13 protein-coding genes and 4 pseudogenes are annotated in these 21,216 nt (G+C 40.4%); all 17 read left to right on the top strand.

Features of this window, described 5'->3' with window-relative positions; translation table 11 throughout:
* Positions 1 to 8: 8 nt before the first annotated feature.
* The 17 genes and pseudogenes from QM911_RS02495 (at position 9) to QM911_RS02575 (ending at position 21,137) form a co-directional block, all read left to right on the top strand.
* Positions 9 to 335 carry a hypothetical protein gene (locus QM911_RS02495; RefSeq protein WP_414313009.1) on the top strand — a complete coding sequence of 109 codons (327 nt, stop codon included), beginning with the start codon at positions 9 to 11 and terminating at the stop codon, positions 333 to 335.
* Between the two features lie 113 nt (positions 336 to 448).
* Positions 449 to 1,513, top strand: a complete 1,065-nt coding sequence (locus QM911_RS02500) for an ankyrin repeat domain-containing protein (RefSeq protein ID WP_414313010.1) — start codon at positions 449 to 451, stop codon at positions 1,511 to 1,513.
* Between the two features lie 44 nt (positions 1,514 to 1,557).
* Complete coding sequence (locus QM911_RS02505; RefSeq protein WP_414313011.1) at positions 1,558 to 2,145, top strand: SMI1/KNR4 family protein; 588 nt, start codon at positions 1,558 to 1,560, stop codon at positions 2,143 to 2,145.
* Complete coding sequence (locus QM911_RS02510) at positions 2,142 to 2,891, top strand: hypothetical protein (protein WP_414313012.1); 750 nt, start codon at positions 2,142 to 2,144, stop codon at positions 2,889 to 2,891. The genes QM911_RS02505 and QM911_RS02510 overlap by 4 nt, the downstream gene beginning before the upstream one ends.
* Positions 2,892 to 2,984: 93 nt before the next feature.
* Positions 2,985 to 3,866 (top strand): hypothetical protein, encoded by an 882-nt coding sequence (locus QM911_RS02515; RefSeq protein WP_414313013.1) that lies wholly within the window; start codon positions 2,985 to 2,987, stop codon positions 3,864 to 3,866.
* 151 nt (positions 3,867 to 4,017) lie between these two features.
* A complete protein-coding gene (locus tag QM911_RS02520; protein ID WP_373093926.1) occupies positions 4,018 to 4,347 on the top strand; it encodes a hypothetical protein in 330 nt (109 codons plus the stop codon).
* A 6-nt stretch (positions 4,348 to 4,353) separates the two neighbouring features.
* Positions 4,354 to 4,548, top strand: coding sequence for a helix-turn-helix transcriptional regulator (locus tag QM911_RS02525; RefSeq protein ID WP_033584559.1), 195 nt, complete (start codon positions 4,354 to 4,356; stop codon positions 4,546 to 4,548).
* A gap of 240 nt (positions 4,549 to 4,788) precedes the next feature.
* Positions 4,789 to 6,537 (top strand): glycoside hydrolase family 13 protein, encoded by a 1,749-nt coding sequence (locus QM911_RS02530; protein WP_414313014.1) that lies wholly within the window; start codon positions 4,789 to 4,791, stop codon positions 6,535 to 6,537.
* A 14-nt stretch (positions 6,538 to 6,551) separates the two neighbouring features.
* Positions 6,552 to 7,109: an SMI1/KNR4 family protein gene (locus tag QM911_RS02535; RefSeq protein ID WP_414313015.1), complete on the top strand. Its 558-nt coding sequence runs from the start codon at positions 6,552 to 6,554 to the stop codon at positions 7,107 to 7,109.
* A 513-nt stretch (positions 7,110 to 7,622) separates the two neighbouring features.
* Positions 7,623 to 7,790 (top strand): annotated as a pseudogene (locus QM911_RS02540) (YSIRK-type signal peptide-containing protein); the annotation flags it as partial.
* A gap of 207 nt (positions 7,791 to 7,997) precedes the next feature.
* Positions 7,998 to 14,115: pseudogene (bgaA, locus tag QM911_RS02545) on the top strand (LPXTG-anchored adhesin/beta-galactosidase BgaA); the annotation flags it as partial.
* Between the two features lie 32 nt (positions 14,116 to 14,147).
* Positions 14,148 to 14,771: pseudogene (locus tag QM911_RS02550) on the top strand (SIALI-17 repeat-containing surface protein); the annotation flags it as partial.
* Positions 14,772 to 15,491: 720 nt separating this feature from the next.
* Positions 15,492 to 15,713 (top strand): annotated as a pseudogene (locus QM911_RS02555) (hypothetical protein).
* A gap of 32 nt (positions 15,714 to 15,745) precedes the next feature.
* On the top strand, positions 15,746 to 16,333 hold the full coding sequence (locus QM911_RS02560) for an ATP-binding cassette domain-containing protein (protein WP_414313016.1): 588 nt from the start codon (positions 15,746 to 15,748) through the stop codon (positions 16,331 to 16,333).
* 3 nt (positions 16,334 to 16,336) lie between these two features.
* Positions 16,337 to 17,521, top strand: coding sequence for a hypothetical protein (locus QM911_RS02565; RefSeq protein WP_414313017.1), 1,185 nt, complete (start codon positions 16,337 to 16,339; stop codon positions 17,519 to 17,521).
* A gap of 207 nt (positions 17,522 to 17,728) precedes the next feature.
* Positions 17,729 to 18,430 carry an ABC transporter ATP-binding protein gene (locus QM911_RS02570; RefSeq protein ID WP_414313018.1) on the top strand — a complete coding sequence of 234 codons (702 nt, stop codon included), beginning with the start codon at positions 17,729 to 17,731 and terminating at the stop codon, positions 18,428 to 18,430.
* A 1-nt stretch (position 18,431) separates the two neighbouring features.
* Positions 18,432 to 21,137, top strand: coding sequence for an FtsX-like permease family protein (locus QM911_RS02575; RefSeq protein ID WP_414313019.1), 2,706 nt, complete (start codon positions 18,432 to 18,434; stop codon positions 21,135 to 21,137).
* The last annotated feature ends 79 nt before the right edge of the window (positions 21,138 to 21,216 follow it).

Here is a 21,216-nt window from a genome sequence, read left to right on the forward strand (position 1 = left end):
AGCAAGTCATGGAATTTCTAGTAGCCGAGGAAGGAATTCCTCAAAATATCGGATGTCAGGGAGCCTTGATTGCCTATTATGGCAGTGAGATAGAATTTCATTATGAAACCGTGCCACCACACGGTGATGCGATTTTTTCTGCCAAGTTGCCTTTGTTGGGGCTTGATCTGCCCTTTTGGATCTATGGGAGAAATCTCATATTCTTAGACGCTTACTACCTTTTAGCTGAAACTGTTAAGAAAGGAACGTGGAATCCGATAACCAGTATGCTCATCAACATTCATACGGGGGAATACGCCAGCCTAGACCACTGGTACAATCATATATCTATTTAGCAAAACGGTCTTGAGTTGAAAAATGATTATGATGGACAAGTCCTGACTTTGAAAACTGTTGACAATCTTCAATGGCTTGCCCTAGATGCTGAATCAGAAGAAAGGTACTAAAAATGGCAAAGAAAAGAGTTACATTACCAAAAGAGTTTAAGGATTTAATGGATGAAGGAAATATTGAAGCCCTTAAAGCAGTCTATGATCGTTGTGAATTAAGCGCTCATGATGGAAGATTTAGCTTATGTACACCTCTGCATATGGGAGAAGTCCCAGATAAATTGGTTATCTGGCTGGTGGAAAAAGGCTTAGATATTAATGTCCCAGATTATTATGGAGCGACTCCTTTGTACCGTCAGGCAACCATGGGAAGAGAGACTGTAAAACTATTGCTCGAATTGGGTGCAGACATTGAAAAAACCAATACTTATGGCAATACACCCTTGCATATGGCAGCTCAGTTTTTTCATCCTAAGACCGTTGCACTTCTCATAGAAAAGGGAGCAAATGTTAACCCTAAGAATGATAGAGGACAGACTCCACTAGATTCCGTTCTCACTGTCTGTCGGGGAATCTATATTTCCCAAACAGCTGAAATTGCCTCTATGCTGCTGGATGCAGGTGCTAAGAAAACATCTGCTATGAAAGAAAAGGTTGAAAATATCGGTAAGGATTTTGAATTTCATAGAGAAGGGATCAATCCCGACTATCTAGAAGCAGCAGATCAGGGTCTAGAAAAACTTTATGCTTTGTTTGATGTCAAGCCGGTAGCCAAACGAATAACCCACGATGGAGTTTCTCCGATTCTCGTAAAAGAAGGTAGCTGGGAGGAGCAATATGAGGAACTATGGTCTTTCTTGATCCCTTCGAGTGGAGCAGCCAAAACTGTTCAGGGAGAAGTTATCCGTATACCAGGTCGAGTCCGAGATGAGCTGGATCGCAATGGTGGGGTCAACTGGGACAGGGACTATAGAAAAATGCTTCAGGCTATGCCTCAATACTTGTCTCTAGGAATCCCTCTTTCAGATCAAGAATTGGAAGAGACTAAAGAGCTTATTGCTCAAGTTCATGGGAAAGATTTTGATGACGAGCCTCGCCTAGACCGCCTGTGTCAGTTAGCTATTGCTTGGATTAAGCAAAATCCTGACCCCCTTCTCCTAGAAAAAACAAGTTATAAGCGCTAAAAAGTATTGGAAGACAGATAAAATAAAGAAATCATGGTGGGATTATGCAACTAATTGACCAAGTTAAAAAAATAGAAACTTATATTTGTGAGTGTTTTGAAGACTGGGATTTGGATGATCCTGTAGGGGAAGGATATCTGGAAGACTATCAGGACATTTCTGGTGCTTCCGAGGAAGAGCTTCAAGTCTTTGAGGAAATATTAGGCGTTCGTCTACCTAGTGACTTCAAAGAGCTTTATAGCTACAAAAATGGGAGTAAATACCTTTCTATTTTACCTTGTGTAATTGACCAGAGAGATTTGACTTTTTCTCTCATGAGTCTACAGGAAATTGAGACTTGTAAAAAGTACTTTCAAAATAGAGATGCTCGGTTAACCGAATTTCCCGACTATTTTTCTAGACAAGACCTGGAAAATATGCGTGATAGTAGAATAAAGCCCTATCTTTTTAATAAAAAATGGCTTCCTTTTGCCCAGTATTGTGACTCTTGTTATCTTATGCTGGATTTTGATCCAGATCAGGAGGGGCAGGAAGGGCAGATTATTTGCTACATCCATGACCCTGATGAAATTATCTATGTAGCAGAAAGTCTTACGGAGTTGATTAAAGGGATAGTGGATGAGATCATATGAACGGACAAATGTATCAGATAGCCTGTATCGTGGCAGCAGCTAGGAAGGCTTTAAAAAATGATAAAGAAATATGCTATAAGCCTGAAAAATATACAAATAAGTTGAGCTTTCAAATTTTGCCGTCAGAAAATGGGGAAGCTACAGAACTTTCTGTATCTGATTGGTTTGAAAACCTTAAGGAAAAAGGTTTGAAGGACTTAAAATTATTTTGTCCTATTTCAGTTGAAAACAGAGGTATTTTAGGATTTTCCAATACAACACAGAGTGCAATTCTCTGTTTTTATAAAGATGGGAAGGCAAGCTATTTCCTACCAAATTGGGAATCTGCTTCTCCAGGCAGAGGCTGGGATGTTACCTACACCGAGTATGAATGGGAAAGGTCTTCTCAAGACATTCCTCACTATGAAAATAATCTGGAAGAATTTAAGGACATATTGACTCGTATAGAAAATCTAGCAATTAAAATTGAATGTGACAACTTTGCAAAAGTCTTTCACTCTGCTAGAAACCATCTCCTTGACCTTGATGCTACTAAGGTGCTAGAGGAGCCTCAAATTCCGCCACAAAATCAAAATATATTTAGAGCCGCAAGTGCAGCGGATGTCTTTGGAGGAATGGGCTCCTGGAATGATGAACCTGGATGGCTGGCACAAGATAAGGGACTTGGTCAACAATACGATGAACTTTCAGATCAATTGCTAAGAAATATTAGATCAGCCATTCTATTTGCCATCAACGAGTGGTGATGGATTAGGAGAGAGAAAATGGGGAAGTTAAAGTTAAGTCTATTGAATAAATGGGAACTAGACAAGGACTACAATAGTGTTCTCAATTCTGTCATGTTACAGGATGGTAGAGCCTTTGTCTTAACCAGTGAGAAGGAAACTTTCAATCGCTACTGTCTGATTGAAGTATCACCTTTAGGTGTGAAGGAGATAGATGCTTGGGATTGTGACCATGTTTGGGAGGAAGAGCCTCTACTCTTTACAGATGGACAAAATATTGGCATCATCAAGGCTGGTAAGGAAATAGTCTATTATACTGGTGATTTTTCTCATCCAGAAATCATTGCCATACAGGATCCGCAAAGTATACTTCCTAAAAAAGCACAAGAGAGATATTTTCAAATAGTATCAGATAGCACCCAGATCCCTGTGTGTTTTGAAGATCAAGTTTATACCAATCAGGCAAGAAACTTTGCCCTTTTAGAATTTGATAGAGAGAAAAAGCAGGCGAAGTGGACCACTTATTCGCATATTGATAAAAAAGGTTTAAACCACCACGACAGGGGCTCGGACGCTAGTCCTAAAATCGATAGTATGAAATGTTGGCAGCAAGACCTCTATGCCTTTAGCTCTGGAGAAAGCCAAACCTCCGTCAATAAATGGGGCATGGACTATTATGCTCTTGTTAAAATCTCTAGTGATGGTCGTATTATCGAAAAGTTATTAGAATCTGAACATTTAAAGGCTTTAGGTAAAAAAGCTGGTGTCAATGGAATTTTTACGGATTCGCCTTATCTGATCCTGAGCCCCCTATTTAAGAATGATGATTGGAAGGGCAAGCAAAAGCTATTTTCTCTGGCAACAAGAGAATGGTGCGCTATAGCCTTGCCTAGAGGAATGAGTAAACACAAGCTTCAAAATATGACAGACAACTTTTGTTTAACCTTCCTTTACGACAGAGGATTAAAAGAACTTGCCCTTTGTCGGATTGACTAGGCTGTAAATCGGAGTTAGAAATATTCTTAGAACAGAAGAAAACAAAAAAGCCTAAAAATGTTAAAACATCTTGACATTTTATCGATTTAGAGTATAATAAAAAATGTAAAGAGCTCTTGACATTGTTTTGACAGATTGGAGGAACAGGACTATGAGAAAAATGGATGAAATGGACAGAGCGATTCAGCTACGTTCTGAGGAATGGGGTTATAAAACGGCTCTATTTGGCTTATGTGGGTGGACAGTATTTAATATTTATCAATCTATTACAAAAGGCATTGAACTTGAAATGTTACCATGTCTGATTTTATGTTTATCTATTTCTGTTCAAGGATTTGCACAAACTGCCATAAAACAGAAAATGATTGATGGTGATGAAGATTTTAAAGAACCTAATAAACTTGTTCAAGGAATATTTTTGATGGTTGTTATCCTTATCGTAGTTTTGGCAATTGGCATTTATTGTTTTCAGAAAGACTAATGCTGTATGAAAAATAATATCAAACAGCTAAGAAAGTCTGAAGGACTACGTCAGGAAGATATGGCAAAAATATTAGGCGTTAGTCGACAAACCATTATTGCTATCGAGAATGACAAGTACAATCCTACACTTGAACTAGCAATGAAAATTGCAAGGTTGCTACAACTACATGTTGAAGAGATTTTCATTTTAGAAGATTAAAGATATCAGATAGCATTTATTCTAATCATCTGATTCGTAATGATGGAGAGTTTTCCGGTTCATGGAAACTCTCTTTTTAAAGCTCATAAAGAGTCTACTCAATTTTACCCTTGTCCATCTATATATCTATCGTAAAACTGGTATAAAAATTGCAAATCGAATCTTAAAATAGTATACTAGTTCTGTTAGTTATGAAAACGTTTTTGTTTTTGTTGATGATGATTATTTAGGAGACAAAATATGGAATTAACAGCCATTTATCATAGACCAGAATCAGAGTATGCTTATCTTTACAAAGAAGGTCAGCTACATATCCGAATCAGAACCAAGAAAGATGATGTCCAGCAGGTCATTTTACATTATGGAGATCCCTTTATCTTCATCGAGGATAAGTATGAAGCCAAGAAAGAAATGACTAAAGTAACCTCGGATGCTTTATTTGATTATTGGCAGGTTACGGTCTCTGTTGATTTTGCACGGATTCAGTATCTCTTTGAGCTCCTTGATAAAGAAGGTCAAGGTGTCTTTTATGGAGATAAGGGTTGTGTAGAACATACTCAAGAAAACTTGGATGCTGAAGGAAATGGTTTCAAGCTTCCTTATATTCACGAAATTGACGGTTGCCAGGTTCCTGACTGGGTTTCAAATACCGTTTGGTATCAGATTTTTCCAGAACGCTTTGCTAATGGAAATCCTTATTTGACTCCAGATGGAGCTCGAGAGTGGGATGCTGTCATTGCACCTAACATGGATGATTTTTTTGGTGGAGATTTACAAGGGATTATTGACCATTTAGACTATCTTAAAGATTTGGGAATCACTGGACTTTACCTATGTCCAATTTTTGAAGCAACGACCAATCACAAGTACGATACGACGGATTATTTTGAAATTGACCGTCACTTTGGAGACAAGGAAGTCTTTCGTAATCTAGTCGAGGAAGCCCACAAACGTGGTATCAAGATTATGCTAGATGCGGTATTTAATCATATTGGCAACCAGTCAGTCCAATGGCAGGATGTTCTAAAAAATGGAGAAAACTCAGTTTATAAAGATTGGTTTCATATACAAGAATTCCCAGTTACTGAGGATAAACTTCAGAATCCAAGACAACTCCCTTATCATACTTTTGCCTTTGCTAGCTATATGCCTAAGTTGAATACAGCTAATCCGGAGGTTAGGGACTATCTTTTAAGTGTTGCGACCTACTGGATTGAAAATTTTGATATCGATGCTTGGCGTTTGGATGTTGCAAATGAAATTGACCATCAGTTCTGGAAAGATTTTAGAAAGGCAGTTCTAGCTAAAAAGCCTGATTTGTATATTTTAGGTGAAATCTGGCATACGTCTCAGCCTTGGCTACAAGGGGATGAGTTCCATGCGGTCATGAACTACCCACTCTCTGAAAGTATCAAGGATTATTTCTTGCGTCAGCATAAAAAGACAGAGCAGTTTATTTCAGAAATCAACAGCCAGTCTATGTACTACAAGCAACAAATCTCAGAGGTGATGTTTAACCTTCTGGATTCTCACGATACAGAGCGTATCCTCACAACTGCCAAAGGCAATGTGCAACATGTCAAGGCTGCTTTAACCTTCCTCTACCTTCAAAAAGGGACTCCTTGTATCTATTACGGAACAGAGCTTGCATTAATAGGTGGACCAGATCCCGACTGCCGTCGTGTCATGCCTTGGGACCGTGTGTCTGAGGACAATGATATGCTGAATTTCATGAAGCAATTGATTCAGGTCCGTAAGGAAATTTCAAGCATGATCCAGCATGGTTCCTATAGCTTGCAAGAAGTGAAACCAGATGTTCTAGCTTTGAAATGGAACTATGAAGGGAAAGAAGTTCAAGCCATCTTTAACCAGTCTTCTGAGAGTTTTGTTTTAGATAGAGATTCAGTTGATTTAGCTAGTCATTGCCAGCTTGAAGATGGACATCAAGTCATCTTACCTGATGGATTTGTAGTTACTGTTTCTGAGTAAAAAGGATTAAAATAATGGCACTCAAGGAAGTTTATGATTATTTTCGTCACTATGATAAGGAAACTTATCAAGTTGTCGCCTGCATGGGCAATGAACCATCGGAAGAAGATGTTCAGGATTTTGAAAATCAATACGGCATTCGTCTGCCAGAAGATTTCAGGGAATTCACCATGTCAGCTCTGGGAGATCTCTTTATGGAAGTCAGGGAAGAGCTATGGCCAAGAGCCAAGGCTTACGATGTAGCCCCTTTTTGGACCTTCTGCCGAGGTATCAAGGTCTTGGGAATTGCAAATGGCATCCCAGACTTCCTAGACATTCGAATAAAAACTAAGGAATTACATGATTTAGGATTTGTTGACTATATTCCATTTCTATCTATCATCGGGGATGGAGATGTGATTTTCTGCTTTGATAAGGACAATCACATAGTAGCTTTGGATTGCTATAATAGTGGTGAAACTGAAGAGCTTAATTGTGATTTTTCAGAGCTTTTGCTGCAGCAAATTGCAGAGTTAGAAGAACGTAAAGATGAGATGGTCAAGCTTTTGGAAAAGGGGAAATCTAGTCAATAATCTAATAGGAAATATCAGTGTGATAGTCCGTAAAAGAGGTTGGGACAAAAGATCCCGACCTCACTTTTTATTAGCAATCAAACTTCGACGCGGTAGCTGATTGAACTTTTTGTTCGTCTTTTATACTCTTCGGAAATCTCTTCAAACCACGTCAGCGTCGCCTTGCCGTACTCAAGTACAGCCTGCGGCTAGCTTCTTAGTTTGCTCTTTGATTTTCATTGAGTATTAGACTCCAAAAAGCTCCTAATCATCCTCGCGGGGATGGGACTACGAAATCGAGACTTTGTCTATCGATTTCTGTCCCACCGCCTTTTTTAGTAAAATCATTCACTAAATGTACATTCAGATTTTTAAAGTTTTCTACAAATTATAGGAAAAAGAATCAAAAGTATGATTTTTACAGGACTTCTATTGAATTTTCTTATATTATTTTATAAAATAGAAGCAAAATACTACTGAAAAGTAGAGCGCTTACATAAAATTGGAAGCGGTTACGAATATAAGGAGGATCTTATGAGAAAAGATCATTGGAATCGAAAAAGAGTGTACAGTATCCGAAAATTTACCGTTGGAACTTGCTCTGTAGTTATCGGCACTTGCTCAGTCTTATTTGGAGCAAGTGTAGCTGGTGCAAACCAAGTTTCAGCTGATGAAACTCCAATTGCAGTTGCTGCAGAAAAAGTAGAGGATGATTCTCATAAAGAGGAACTTGGTGAAACAAGAAGTCTAGAACAACCAGCATCAACTGAATCAGTTGCAAGTGAAGTTGCTACATCAGCTCATGAAGTTGAAAAGGCACAGGACGATCAAACTGTACAAGCAGATTCTGATAAAAAAGAGGATTCCATCTTAGATAAGAAACCTCAAGCAATTACTCAAGATCAATCTTCTCAAACGGAAAAACCGGATCTAAAACCGGCTACCAGTGAGGAGGTAAATCAATTGGTTGAGGACCGTAAAGTAGAATTTAACCAAAACTGGCATTTTAAACTCAATGCTAATTCCAAAGACGCTATCAAACCAGATGCAGATGTATCAAGCTGGAAGAAATTAGACCTTCCTCATGACTGGAGTATCTACAATGACTTCGATCATGATTCTCCTGCCCAAAATGAGGGTGGACAACTCAATGGTGGTGATGCTTGGTATCGTAAGACCTTTAAACTTGATGAAAAAGACCTTAATAAGAATGTTCGCATGGTCTTTGATGGAGTTTATATGGATTCGCAAGTCTACGTAAACGGTCAGCTAGTTGGTCACTATCCAAATGGTTACAACCAATTCTCTTATGACATCACTGATTATCTCAATAAAGACGGTCGTGAAAATGTCGTGGCTGTACATGCGGTTAATAAACAACCAAGTAGCCGTTGGTACTCAGGAAGTGGTATTTACCGCGATGTTACCCTTCAAGTCACAGATAAGGTTCATGCTGAGAAAAATGGAACAACTATCTTAACACCAGACCTTGAAAAACAACAAAATGGTAAGGTTGATACTCATGTAACAAGTAAGATCGTCAATACAGATGACAAAGATCATGAAATTGTTGCTGAATACCAAATTATTGAACGAAATGGTCAGGTTGTAACGGACGTAGTTCGTACAGATAGCCAAGTCTTGAAAGCTCATCAATCAACTAGCTTGAATGCTATTTTGCAAGTTGAGAAACCAAAACTCTGGACAGTTCTTAACGATAAACCAGCTCTTTATGAATTAGTGACTCGTGTTTATCGTGACGGCCAATTGGTTGATGCTAAGAAGGACTTGTTTGGTTACCGTTACTATAACTGGACACCAAATGAAGGATTCTCTTTGAATGGTGAACGCATTAAATTCCATGGAGTTTCTCTTCACCACGACCACGGAGCTCTAGGGGCTGAAGAAAACTATAAGGCAGAATACCGTCGTCTGAAACAGATGAAGGATATGGGTGTGAACTCTATCCGTACAACCCACAATCCAGCTAGTGAGCAAACGTTGCAGATCGCTGCAGAACTAGGTTTGTTGGTGCAAGAAGAAGCCTTCGATACTTGGTACGGTGGGAAGAAACAGTATGACTACGGACGTTTCTTTGACAAAGACGCCACTCACCCAGATGCTAAAAAAGGTGAAAAATGGTCTGATTTTGACCTACGTACAATGGTCGAAAGAGGCAAGAACAACCCTGCTATCTTCATGTGGTCTATCGGTAATGAAATCGGTGAGGCAGACGGTAAAGCTCGTTCTCTAGCAACGGTTAAACGCTTGGTGCAAGTGATCAAGGCTGTTGATAAGACACGCTATGTTACTATGGGAGCAGACAAGTTCCGTTTTGGTGATGGTAGTGGTGATCATGAAAAGATTGCCAACGAACTTGATGCGGTTGGATTTAACTATTCAGAAGACAACTATAAGAAGCTTCGTGCGAAGCATCCAAATTGGTTGATTTACGGTTCAGAAACTTCTTCAGCAACTCGTACTCGTGGTAGCTATTTCCGTCCAGAAAGTGAGCTAGTTCATAGCAACCAAGCTTACCGTCATTATGAGCAATCAGACTACGGTAATGACCGTGTTGGTTGGGGTAAAACAGCCACTGCATCTTGGACTTTTGACCGAGACAATGCTGGTTATGCTGGTCAGTTTATCTGGACAGGTACCGACTATATCGGTGAGCCTACTCCATGGCACAACCAAAACAACACACCAGTTAAGAGTTCTTACTTTGGTATCGTAGATACAGCTGGCATTCCTAAGAATGACTACTACTTGTACCAAAGCCAATGGGTTTCTGCTCAGAAGAAACCAATGGTTCACCTCCTTCCTCACTGGAACTGGGAAAATCCTACTCTGAAAGCAAATGTAGCGGACGCAGATGGTAAGATTCCTGTTCGTGCATTTTCAAACGCTGCAAGTGTGGAATTGTTCTTGAATGGTGAGTCCCTAGGTAAGAAAACCTTTAACAAGAAACAAACAAGTGATGGCCGTACTTATCAAGAAGGTGCCAATCCCAAAGAACTATACCTTGAGTGGAAGGTTGCTTATCAACCTGGAACCTTGGAAGCAGTAGCCCGTGATGAGGCAGGTAATGAAATTGCTCGTGATAAGGTTACGACTGCTGGTGAGCCTGCAGGTGTTCGCTTAGTCAAAGAAGAAAATGCTATCGCAGCAGACGGGAAAGACCTCACTTATATCTACTACGAAATCGTTGATAGCGCTGGCAATGTAGTTCCTACTGCTAATAACCTTGTGCGCTTCCAGTTGCATGGTCAAGGTCAAATTGTCGGTGTGGATAACGGTGAACAAGCTAGCCGTGAGCGTTACAAAGAACAAGCAGACGGTTCATGGATCCGTAAGGCCTTCAATGGTAAGGGTGTTGTCATTGTCAAATCAACTGAGCAAGCTGGTAAATTTACCTTGACTGCCCACTCTGATCTCTTGAAATCTGATCAAACTACTATCTTCACAGGTAAGAAAGACCAAGCAGAAAAAACAGTTTTGGGTACAGAAGTTGCTAAAGTCCGTACCGTTATCGGTCAAGCACCAAAAATGCCTAAGAAAGTAGCCTTTATCTACAGTGATGGCAGTCGTGCCAAACTTCCAGTCGAATGGTCAGCAGTTGATGTCAATGAACCAGGAATTGTGACTGTTAAAGGTGTGGCAGACGGACGAGACGTCGAAGCGCGTGTTGAAGTCTTGGCTCTCGAAGCAGAATTGCCTGTAGTCAAGAGAATCGCTCCAAATACAGACCTAAATTCAGTTGACAAATCTGTTTCTTACGTATTATCAGATGGTACTGTAGCAAGCTATGATGTTGATAAGTGGGAAATTGCAGCTGAAGATCAAGCTAAACTAGCAATCCCAGGCTCTCGCATCCAAGCAAAAGGTATTTTAGAAGATGAAGAAATCGCTGCGACCTTGGTAGTTGCAGAAGGGGAAGCTGCTAATCCAGTAGTTCCAAGTGTAACTGTAGCAGATCAAGCGGTTGAAGGTCTTTCAACTGACCAACCTGTAAAATATCACAAGCTTGCTTATGGAGTAGCCTTGCCAGAGGTCAAAGCTACAGCTGAAAATGCTCAAGTGACAGTTATTCAAGCTAATGAAGCAAATGGTATGCGTGCAAGCATCCATGTTCAACCAAACGATGGTGGCCCACTACAAACTTATGCTATCCAATTCCTACAAGAAGCTCCACAAATTGAACGTTTGAGCCTAGAAGTTGAAAATGCAGCTACTTTGAAAGAGGACCAAACAGTCGGTATCAAGGTCTTGGCTCACTATCAAGATGGTACTCAAGCAGTCTTGAAGGCTGACAAGGTTAGCTTCTCAACTACAGGTGAAGGAGATGTAGCCGTTCGTAAAGGTATGCTTGAATTGCACAAACCTGGTCAAGTAACTCTGAAAGCTCAATTTGAAGGAGCAGAAGGCCAGATTGACTTGAACATTCAAGCAAATACTGAAGATAAAGTCGTCCAAGCCATCCGTCCAGTTAGTGTCGTGACAGGTTTGAACCAAGAACCAAGTCTACCTGCTACTGTAACTGTAGAGTATGACAAAGGATTTCCGAAGGTTCACAAGGTGACTTGGCAAGCAGTTGCTAAGGAAGACCTTGCTAAATACCATAGTTTTGATGTCTTAGGTAAAGTTGAAGGAATTGAGAAAGAAGCACATGCTAAGGTATCTGTCGAAGGTATCATTGCTGTCGAAGAAGTGAGCGTAACTACTCCAGTTGCAGAAGCTCCTCAACTACCAGAGAGCGTTCGTACTTACCACTCAAATGGCCAAGTCTCTTCAGCTAAAGTAACTTGGGACGCAATTGAACCAAGCCAATACGCGCAAGAAGGCAAGTTTACTGTGACAGGACATGTCGAAGGTACTCAACTACCAACTAAACTTCATGTTCGTGTGTCTGCTCAGACAGAAACTGGTGCTAATATTTCTGACCAGTGGACTGGTTCAGAATTGCCACTTGCCTTTGCATCAGACTCAAATCCAAGTGACTCAGTAGCCAATGTCAATGACAAATTGATTTCTTATAACAATCAACCAGCAAACCGCTGGACAAACTGGAACCGTACAAGTGAAGCATCCGTGGGAATTCTCTTTGGTGACTCTGGTATCATGTCTAAACGTTCAGTGGATAACCTCAATGTAGCCTTCCACGAAGACCACGGTGTTGGTGCACCTAAATCCTATGTCATCGAATACTATGTCGGTTCAGCAACTCCAACAGTTCCTAAGAATCCAAGCTTCGTAGCACGCGAAGACCATGTCTTTAATGACGATAAAAACTGGAAAGAAGTAACAAATCTCAAGGCTCCAGATCAAGTCAGAGCTGGAGAAATGACCCACTTTAGCTTTGATAAAGTCAACACTTACGCAGTTCGTATCCGCATGGTTAGACCAGATGGTAAATGGGGTACTTCTATTACAGAAATGCAAATCTTCTCTAAACAAGTAGCTGCAGCTAAGAATGCTCAAGCAAAAATCCAAGTAGATGGAAAAGATTTGCCAAACTTTAACCCAGGCTTGACTGACTACTATCTAGAAGCAAGCCAAGGAAAAGCTCCAGCTGTTACAGCAAGTGTCACTGAAAATGGTATTGCAACAGTTGTACCAAGCGTAGGTGAAGGAGATCCAGTTCGTGTTGTTGTCAAGGCTGAAAACGGAGATATCCTAGGTGAATACCGCCTACACTTCACAAATGATAAAGATTTGCTCGCAAGTAAACCTGTTGCTGTTGCCAAATCATCTCGCTTGGTTGCTAAAGGACAAACTCTTGAGCTACCAGCAAAAGTTCCTGTTTACTTCACAGGAAAATCTGACTATGAAGTCAAAGACTTGGCTGTTGACTGGGAAGCAGTCCCAGCAGAGAATCTAACAAAAGCAGGTGAATTTACAGTTCATGGTCGCGTTTTGGGTACTGATTTAACTGCTGAAGTGGCTGTTCGTGTAACAGACAAACTCGGAGAAAATCTTTCAGACAACCCAGACTTCGATGATGATAGCAACCGTTCATTTGCCTCAGCAACTAACGATATTGATCCAAACTCTCATGACCGTGTAGATTATGTTAACGATGGTTCAGATGATGAAACCCGTCGTTGGACCAACTGGTCTCCAACTCCATCTGAAAATCCAGAAGTTTCAGTAGGGGTTATCTTCAGAGAAAATGGTAAAATTGTTGAACGTACAGTAGCTGAAGGAAGCATTCGCTTCTTTGCAGATGGTGGAACAGATGCACCTTCTAAACTCGTTCTAGAACGCTATGTTGGACCAGAATTTGATTCACCAGAATATTACTCTAACTACCAACCATACGATCCAGAACATCCATTCAATACTCCTTCTAACTGGGAGAAAGTTGAATACCGTGCGGATCAAGAAGTTCAAGCAGGAACTGACATCCATGTAACCTTTGCACCGGTCAAAGCTAAAGCTATGAGATGGCGCATGGACAGAAAAGCAGACAAGAAGGGTGTGGCTATCACTGAAATGGCCTTTATCGCTCCAAGTGAAGCTCCTAAAGACAATACAGCTTCTAAACTTCTAGTAGATGGTAAAGAGCTTGCTGACTTCTCTGAAGCTCGTGTGGATTACCAAGTAACCTATAGTGGAAACCGTCCTAAAGTGACCGTTGAAGCTGGTGAAAACGTAGCGGCAACAGTTGTCGATAGTGGTGACGATAAACTTCCAGTCTTGGTACGTCTCGTTTCAGAAAGTGGTAAACACGCCAAGGAATACCGTATCCAATTGACCAAAGAAAAGGTTGAAACTGGAAAAGTTGCCCCAGCTGTTCAGGAAGAGCTTCCTAGCCTAGAAGTGGTAGAAGAAGCTCTCAGCTTCAAGACAGTGAAGAAAGAAGATCCAACTCTAGCAGAAGGTGAAACTCGTGTAACTCAAGCAGGTCGTGAAGGTAAAGAACGTATCCTGACTGAAGTAGCACTAGATGGAAGCCGTACTGAAAAACTTCGCGAAACTATTGAAGCACCGCAAGATGAGATTGTCTTAGTCGGAACTAAGAAAGAAGTATCTGGTAAAACAGATCCAGCTATCCATGAAGTTCCAGAATTTACAGGCGGTGTCAATGGAGCAGAAGCCGCTGTTCATGAAGTCCCAGAGTACCCAGGAGTCATTGGCACAGCAGGTGATGAGCCAGCACCAGTAGTAGAGGTTCCAGAATTTACAGGCGGTGTCAATGGGGCAGAAGCTGCTGTTCATGAAGTCCCAGAGTACCCAGGAGTCATTGGCACAGCAGGTGATGAGCCAGCACCAGTAGTAGAGGTTCCAGAATTTACAGGTGGTGTGAATGGCGCAGAAGCAGCTGTTCATGAAGTACCTGAGTTCACTGGTCATGTAAATGGATCAGAAGGAGCTACCCATCAAGTTCCACACTTTGAAGGTGGCGTTCCTGGTGGAGAAGGAACTACCCACCAAGTTCCAGAATTTACTGGACGTGTGAATGGTTCAGCCCCAACTACAGTTGAAACTCCAGCATACAGAGATGAGCAGTCACAAGTAGCTCTTGCTATGTCACAAGACAAGACCTACCAAGCGCCTGCAAGTCATCAAAATATCCTCCCTGAAACAGGTACTAAGGAAAATGCAACCCTTGCAACAGCAGGTGTTGTAGGAGCACTACTTGGTCTCTTTGCAATGGGAAAGAAAAAAGAAGACGAATAAGATGATGTAAAAGCATCTAAGTCATAGAGATTGGACCAAGAGACTAATCTCGACAATAAAAAGCGGACAAAACTAGTTTTCTGATTTACAGAGGCTGGTCTTGTCCGCTTTTTTGTCTCTTTATCAACTGTAGTGAACAACAAGAAAGTATAATATAGTTGATTGAATCTAGAATAGTACGCTAAGGATTCTAAAACGTTTTTAGAAATTAATTTGACTTTCCTAATCTCTTTGTTCACATCTTATTTCAATCCACTATACTCTTCGAAAATCTCCTCAAACCGCGTCAACGCCGCCTTACCGTACTCAAGTACAGCCTGCGGCTAGTTTTCTAGTTTGCTCTTTGATTTTTCATTGAGTATAAGACAGAGCTGGTTTCTTATTCCTAAATTGTCTTTCAATAGACAACATGTTCCCTTGAAAATATTTAGTCAGCTAAATCAAGGCTAGTCTTAGCCTAAGCCATTTTATCAAATGAAATCACATCCCATATTTTCTCGATGCTAGTTAAACAAATCTTATTTTTAGAAAGTATGACTAGCTAACTTCAATTTAGAACTTTCATATAACTTCTAAGTGTTATATATTATTAAAACCAATGAGGAACTGTTGCATAAAAATGAGAAAAACGATATAATGAAAGTGTTTTCAACGCTAATGATATAAATGCAATGAAAAATATGAAAAGTCAGTCAAAGTCGTGTTATTAGCTAGTTTGTTATGAATTGGTCTTTTCAATCCAGTGTATCTGTTGTGACAGTCACTAAAAGTTATCGATATGATTGGAATACCTACTATAAGTCTAGTATGAATTACCACAGACATAGCTATATTAACATCTAGTCGTGGTCTCGTTATGACAGCTATTCAGAGTATAAAGTAGGTTCTGGCTGGAATTTCTATCGTTATGAGGTCATAAACTACTACAGCGGAGACTTTTAATCGTTAAAGAGTGAGAAAAAGGAGGGTTTGATATGTTAAGGCTTACTCATGTTACCTTAAAAACGCGACAAGTCATCTTACAAGATGTAGATTTCACCTTTAAAAAAGGCAGGATTTATGGAGTTCTTGCTATCAATGGATCTGGAAAGACGACACTGTTCCGCGCCATTAGCAATTTAATTCCTATAAGTAGTGGAAATATTGCAGCCCCTCCTTCTTTATTTTATTATGAGAGTATTGAATGGCTGGATGGAAACTTAAGTGGGATGGACTACCTTCGTCTCATAAAGAACATCTGGAAATCAGACCTGAACCTAAGGGATGAAATTGCCTATTGGGAAATGTCTGATTATATCAGCCTTCCCATTCGCAAGTATTCCTTAGGTATGAAGCAACGCTTGGTGATTGCCATGTATTTCCTCAGTCAGGCGAAATGCTGGCTCATGGATGAGATTACAAATGGTTTAGATGAGTATTATCGACAGAAATTTTTTGATAGACTGGCACAAATCGATAGACAAGAGCAGCTGGTTCTTTTAAGTTCCCACTATAAGGAAGAGTTGGTTGATGTCTGCGATAGAGTAGTAACCATTCATCAGGGTCAGATAGAAGAGGTTTAGTTTATGAAAGATATTGGTCTATTTTTATTGAAAAAAGTTTTCAAAAGTCGCTTAAACTGGATTATCTTAGCTTTATTTGTATCTGGACTCGGTGTTACTTTTTATTTTAATAGTCAGACTGCAAACTCCGTCAGCTTGGAGAGAGAGTTGGAAACTAGTCTTGTAGACCGTGAGAGAGTCATCAATGGATATGAAGAGAAACTCTCCCAAATATCTGACACCAACTCGGAGGAATACCAGATTGCTGAAAGTAATTTAGAATTGCAAAAAAATCTTTTGACGCAAAAGAAAGAAATTCTGGCTTTGTTAAAAGAAGGACGCTGGAAAGAAGCCTACTATTTGCAGTGGCAAGCTGAGGAAAAGAGTTATGAAATTGTATCGAAGCAACCGACTTCTAGCTCTGACTTTAAAATGGCGGTTGACCGCGAACGAAAGACTTACCAAGCCCTATATCCCTTGAACATAAAAGCCCACAATTTAGTTTATCCGACCCACGGGATTGATCAGATTGTCTGGATTTTAGAGCTTATCATCCCAAGCTTGTTTGTGGTTGCTATTATTTTTATGCTAACACAACTTTTTGCAGAAAGATATCAAAATCATCTTGACACAGCTCAGTTATATCCTTTTTCAAAAGTTTCATTTGCAATGTCCTCTCTTGGAGTTGGGGTGAGCTATGTAACAGTGCTGTTTATCGGAATCTGTGGATTTTCTTTTCTAGTGGGAAGTCTGATAAGCGGTTTTGGACAGTTAGATTACCCCTACCCGATTTATAACTTAACCAATCAAGAAGTAACTATTGGGAAGATACAAGATGTGTTATTTCCTGGCTTGTTCTTAGCTTTCTTAGCCTTTATCGTCATTGTGGAAGTAGTGTACTTGATTGCTTACTTTTTCAAGCAAAAAATGCCTGTCCTCTTTCTTTCACTCATTGGGATTGTTGGCTTATTGTTTGGCATCCAAACAATTCAGCCTCTTCAAAGGATTGCACATCTGATTCCCTTTACTTACTTGCGTTCAGTGGAGATTTTGTCTGGTAGATTACCTAAGCAGATTGATAATGTCAATCTGAATTGGAGCATGGGGATGGTCTTACTTCCTTGCCTGATTATCCTTTTGTTAGTGGGGATTCTATTTATTGAAAGATGGGGAAGTTCACAGAAAAAGAGTATGTTAAATAGGTGTTAGTTTTCCTATTTCCACTTGATAACTACTTCATGCAATCAAGAATATGAAAGAACATCCGAATTATTGTTAGCTATAAAAAACGAGGGAAAACGAATATCAGGAGACTCTCAAAATATGAGCCCGCTAAAAAAAGTCATCATTAGATGGCTTTTTTGCTATTAAAAGAGTTATAATAAAGATGGAAATAGGAGAAGAGGAGGAGATAGGATGGCTTATATTGAAATGAAAAACAGCTATAAAAGGTATCATACTGGAGATACGGAAATCGTAGCCAATCGAGATGTCAACTTCGAGATTGAAAAGGGAGAACTAGTCATTATCCTTGGGGCATCTGGTGCAGGGAAGTCAACAGTTTTAAATATTCTAGGCGGTATGGATACAAACGATGAAGGGCAAGTCTGGATTGATGGGACCAATATCTCGAGTTTCACTTCTCATCAGAGAACTAACTATCGTAGAGATGACGTTGGCTTTGTCTTTCAGTTTTACAATTTGGTTTCTAACTTGACTGCTAAGGAAAATGTTGAGCTAGCTTCAGAAATTGTTGCTGATGCCTTGGATCCTGAGCAGGTTCTCAAGGATGTAGGCTTAGGGCACCGTCTAAATAACTTTCCAGCTCAGTTGTCAGGTGGTGAGCAACAACGGGTATCCATTGCTCGAGCCGTGGCTAAAAATCCTAAAATTCTCCTTTGTGATGAACCAACGGGAGCTTTGGATTACCAGACGGGTAAGCAGGTTCTAAAGATTCTTCAAGATATGTCACGTAAGAAGGGGGCCACCGTTATCATCGTGACCCATAATGCCTCCCTAGCTCCAATAGCTGATCGGGTGATTCAGATGCATGATGCCAGTGTCAAGAGTGTTGTCCTCAATCCTCAACCACAGGATATTGATGATTTGGAGTACTAAGATGAAAAGAAAGACATATTGGAAAGACCTGCTCCAGTCTTTCACAGGTTCAAAGGGACGGTTTTTATCCATCCTAACTCTAATGATGTTAGGTTCTTTAGCCGTGGTTGGTCTCAAAGTAGCCAGTCCCAATATGGAGCGAACAGCTGGGGCTTATCTGAAAGAAACTAATGCCGCAGATATGACTGTCATAGCAGATTACGGTCTAGATCAGGCAGACCAGGAAGAATTGCAAACACTATCAGGAGCAGATGTCGAATTTGGTTATACGACAGATTTGACTCTGGCAAACAGTGAAGATGCCATACGGATCTTTTCAAATACTGAAAAGATTTCAAAATTTCAAGTAACGGAAGGGCTTTTGCCTGAAAAAGAAGATGAATTGGCTCTAGCTGATTTTTGGAAAGATCGTTATCAGATTGGTCAAGTCATTCATTTGAGTCAAAAGAATGGCAGTAATTCTCAATTAAAGCGAGATAGTTATACCATTACAGGTTTTGTTCACTCTCCAGATATTTTTTCAAAATCAGATATGGGGAGTTCAGCCAGTGGTAATGGGAATCTAGCAGCTTACGCTGTCGTAACTGAAGAAAATTTTAAGAGCTCTGTTTACACGATTGCCCGCCTGCGCTTTGCTAGCCTAACAGATGTCAATCCTTTCTCTAGTGATTACGAAAAGAAGCTAGAGGAAGAAGAAGAGACTCTAAAGGAACTAGTTGCTGATAATGGACAAGCGCGGCTAGAGAAAATGAAGAAGGATGCCCAAGAGTCCCTTGATGAGGGCAAGAAACAACTGGATGAAGCAGAGACCAACTTGACAGCTGGCAAGAAACGCCTACAGGAAATCGAAACGCGTCTACAAGATCAAGAAAACCAAGTAAACCAACTTCCAGAACAACAAAAAAGTCAAGTCTCTAGTCAGTTAGAAGAAGCAAAAAAGCAATTGAAGCAGGAACAGGAAAAGCTGAGCCAAGCTGAAACGAATCTAGCGAGCGAAAAGGCTAAATGGCAGACTAGTCAGGATGAAGTCAATGCTCTGACAGAGCCAAGCTATCATGTCTACAATCGAAAGAGTTCTCCTACTGGTCAAGGTTATCTCATGTATAGTAACTCGGCCATGAGTATTCGTTCCGTAGGGAATATCTTTCCAGTTGTTCTCTATGCCGTAGCAGCCATGGTTACCTTTACCACCATGACACGATTTGTAGACGAGGAAAGGACCAATACAGGGATTTTCAAAGCACTAGGCTACCATAGCAAGGATATCATTGCTAAGTTTGTGATTTATGGCCTGGTTGCTGGGACTCTTGGAACCCTTCTAGGAATTCTGATTGGACATTACATCTTGGCACCTACTATTTCGCATATCATTACTGAGCGAATGATTGTTGGTGAGAGTCAGCAGTATTTCTATTGGACCTATAGTTGCTTGGCTTTGGGACTAAGCTTAGTAGCTAGTGTCCTACCTGCCTACCTTGTATCTCGCAGAGAATTGCATGAAGAAGCAGCGCAATTATTACTACCCAAGCCACCAGTCAAGGGTTCAAAGATTCTCTTGGAGCGGATAACCTTTATCTGGTCACGCTTGAGTTTTACTCAGAAGGTAACAGCCCGCAACATTTTCCGTTACAAACAACGCATGCTGATGACCATTTTTGGAGTTGCTGGTTCAGTAGCCCTCCTCTTTGCAGGGCTTGGCATTCAATCCTCTGTGGTTGGAGTAGCAGACAGGCAGTTTAAGGACCTGCAACAATATCAAATGATTCTCTCTGTCAATTCTCGAGCTTCAGATTCTGACAAGGCCAAGCTAGAAGAAAAATTGCAGAGTGATGAAGTTGAAAACTATCGTTTAATTTCTTCCAAACAGATTGAGGAAGACTATGCTGGCAAGGCAGGTGTTCAAACCGTGACGATGATGGTAACGGATCAAGATGACCTGGCTCCCTTTGTCCTCTTGGAAAAAAATGGGGAAAAACTGAGCTTATCTAATGGAGTTGTCTTGACAGAAAAATTGGCCCAGTTGGCAGGAGTTTCTGTTGGTGACAATTTTACAATAGATGGGAAAACCTTTAAAGTAGGTGCTATTACCGAGCACTACGTAGGTCATTTTGTCTATATGAATCAGGCTACCTATCAGGAGATATACGGTCAAGCACCCAAGATGAATACCTATCTGGTCCAACTCAAGGATAAAAGTGAAGTCAATACCGAAAGAGTCGCAGGAGAATTTATGGACCAGGCGGCTGTCAGTGGCCTCGTTCAAAATGCTTCCACCATTCAGCTATTTGAAAGTTTTGCCAATTCTCTGAATCATACCATGGCGATTTTGGTGCTGGTATCGGTGCTACTAGCTATTGTGATTCTCTATAATTTGACCAATATCAATGTTGCTGAACGGATTAGGGAACTTTCAACCATCAAGGTTCTTGGTTTTCATAACAAAGAAGTGACCCTTTATATCTATCGGGAGACCATCATACTGTCACTGGTTGGAATGATTGTAGGCTTGCTATCAGGCTATTATCTCCATCAATTTCTCATTCAGATGATCGCACCCGGTACCTTCCGTTTTCAACCCAAGGTCGGCTGGGAAGTTTATCTCATCCCAGTTCTAGCCGTCAGTGTCATTTTGACCATCCTAGGAGTTTTTGTCAATCATTATCTCCGAAAGGTGGATATGTTAGAAGCCCTCAAGTCTGTAGAATAATTGATCGAGGACAAAAACTAATAAGAAAGCCCTTTGTGGCTTTTTTATTTTCATAAAAATGGTAAAATAGTAAGAGTAG

The sequence above is a fragment of the Streptococcus infantis genome, assembly GCF_047460825.1.
In the GTDB taxonomy this organism is placed as follows: Bacteria; Bacillota; Bacilli; order Lactobacillales; family Streptococcaceae; genus Streptococcus; species Streptococcus infantis_V.

Excerpts from the sequence above, each read along its gene's own strand:
- QM911_RS02495 (WP_414313009.1), top strand. The coding sequence starts at position 9 with ATGGAATTTCTAGTAGCCGAGGAAGGAATTCCTCAAAATATCGGATGT.
- QM911_RS02500 (WP_414313010.1), top strand. The coding sequence starts at position 449 with ATGGCAAAGAAAAGAGTTACATTACCAAAAGAGTTTAAGGATTTAATG.
- QM911_RS02505 (WP_414313011.1), top strand. The coding sequence starts at position 1,558 with ATGCAACTAATTGACCAAGTTAAAAAAATAGAAACTTATATTTGTGAG.
- QM911_RS02510 (WP_414313012.1), top strand. The coding sequence starts at position 2,142 with ATGAACGGACAAATGTATCAGATAGCCTGTATCGTGGCAGCAGCTAGG.
- QM911_RS02515 (WP_414313013.1), top strand. The coding sequence starts at position 2,985 with ATGTTACAGGATGGTAGAGCCTTTGTCTTAACCAGTGAGAAGGAAACT.
- QM911_RS02520 (WP_373093926.1), top strand. The coding sequence starts at position 4,018 with ATGAGAAAAATGGATGAAATGGACAGAGCGATTCAGCTACGTTCTGAG.
- QM911_RS02525 (WP_033584559.1), top strand. The coding sequence starts at position 4,354 with ATGAAAAATAATATCAAACAGCTAAGAAAGTCTGAAGGACTACGTCAG.
- QM911_RS02530 (WP_414313014.1), top strand. The coding sequence starts at position 4,789 with ATGGAATTAACAGCCATTTATCATAGACCAGAATCAGAGTATGCTTAT.
- QM911_RS02535 (WP_414313015.1), top strand. The coding sequence starts at position 6,552 with ATGGCACTCAAGGAAGTTTATGATTATTTTCGTCACTATGATAAGGAA.
- QM911_RS02560 (WP_414313016.1), top strand. The coding sequence starts at position 15,746 with ATGTTAAGGCTTACTCATGTTACCTTAAAAACGCGACAAGTCATCTTA.
- QM911_RS02565 (WP_414313017.1), top strand. The coding sequence starts at position 16,337 with ATGAAAGATATTGGTCTATTTTTATTGAAAAAAGTTTTCAAAAGTCGC.
- QM911_RS02570 (WP_414313018.1), top strand. The coding sequence starts at position 17,729 with ATGGCTTATATTGAAATGAAAAACAGCTATAAAAGGTATCATACTGGA.
- QM911_RS02575 (WP_414313019.1), top strand. The coding sequence starts at position 18,432 with ATGAAAAGAAAGACATATTGGAAAGACCTGCTCCAGTCTTTCACAGGT.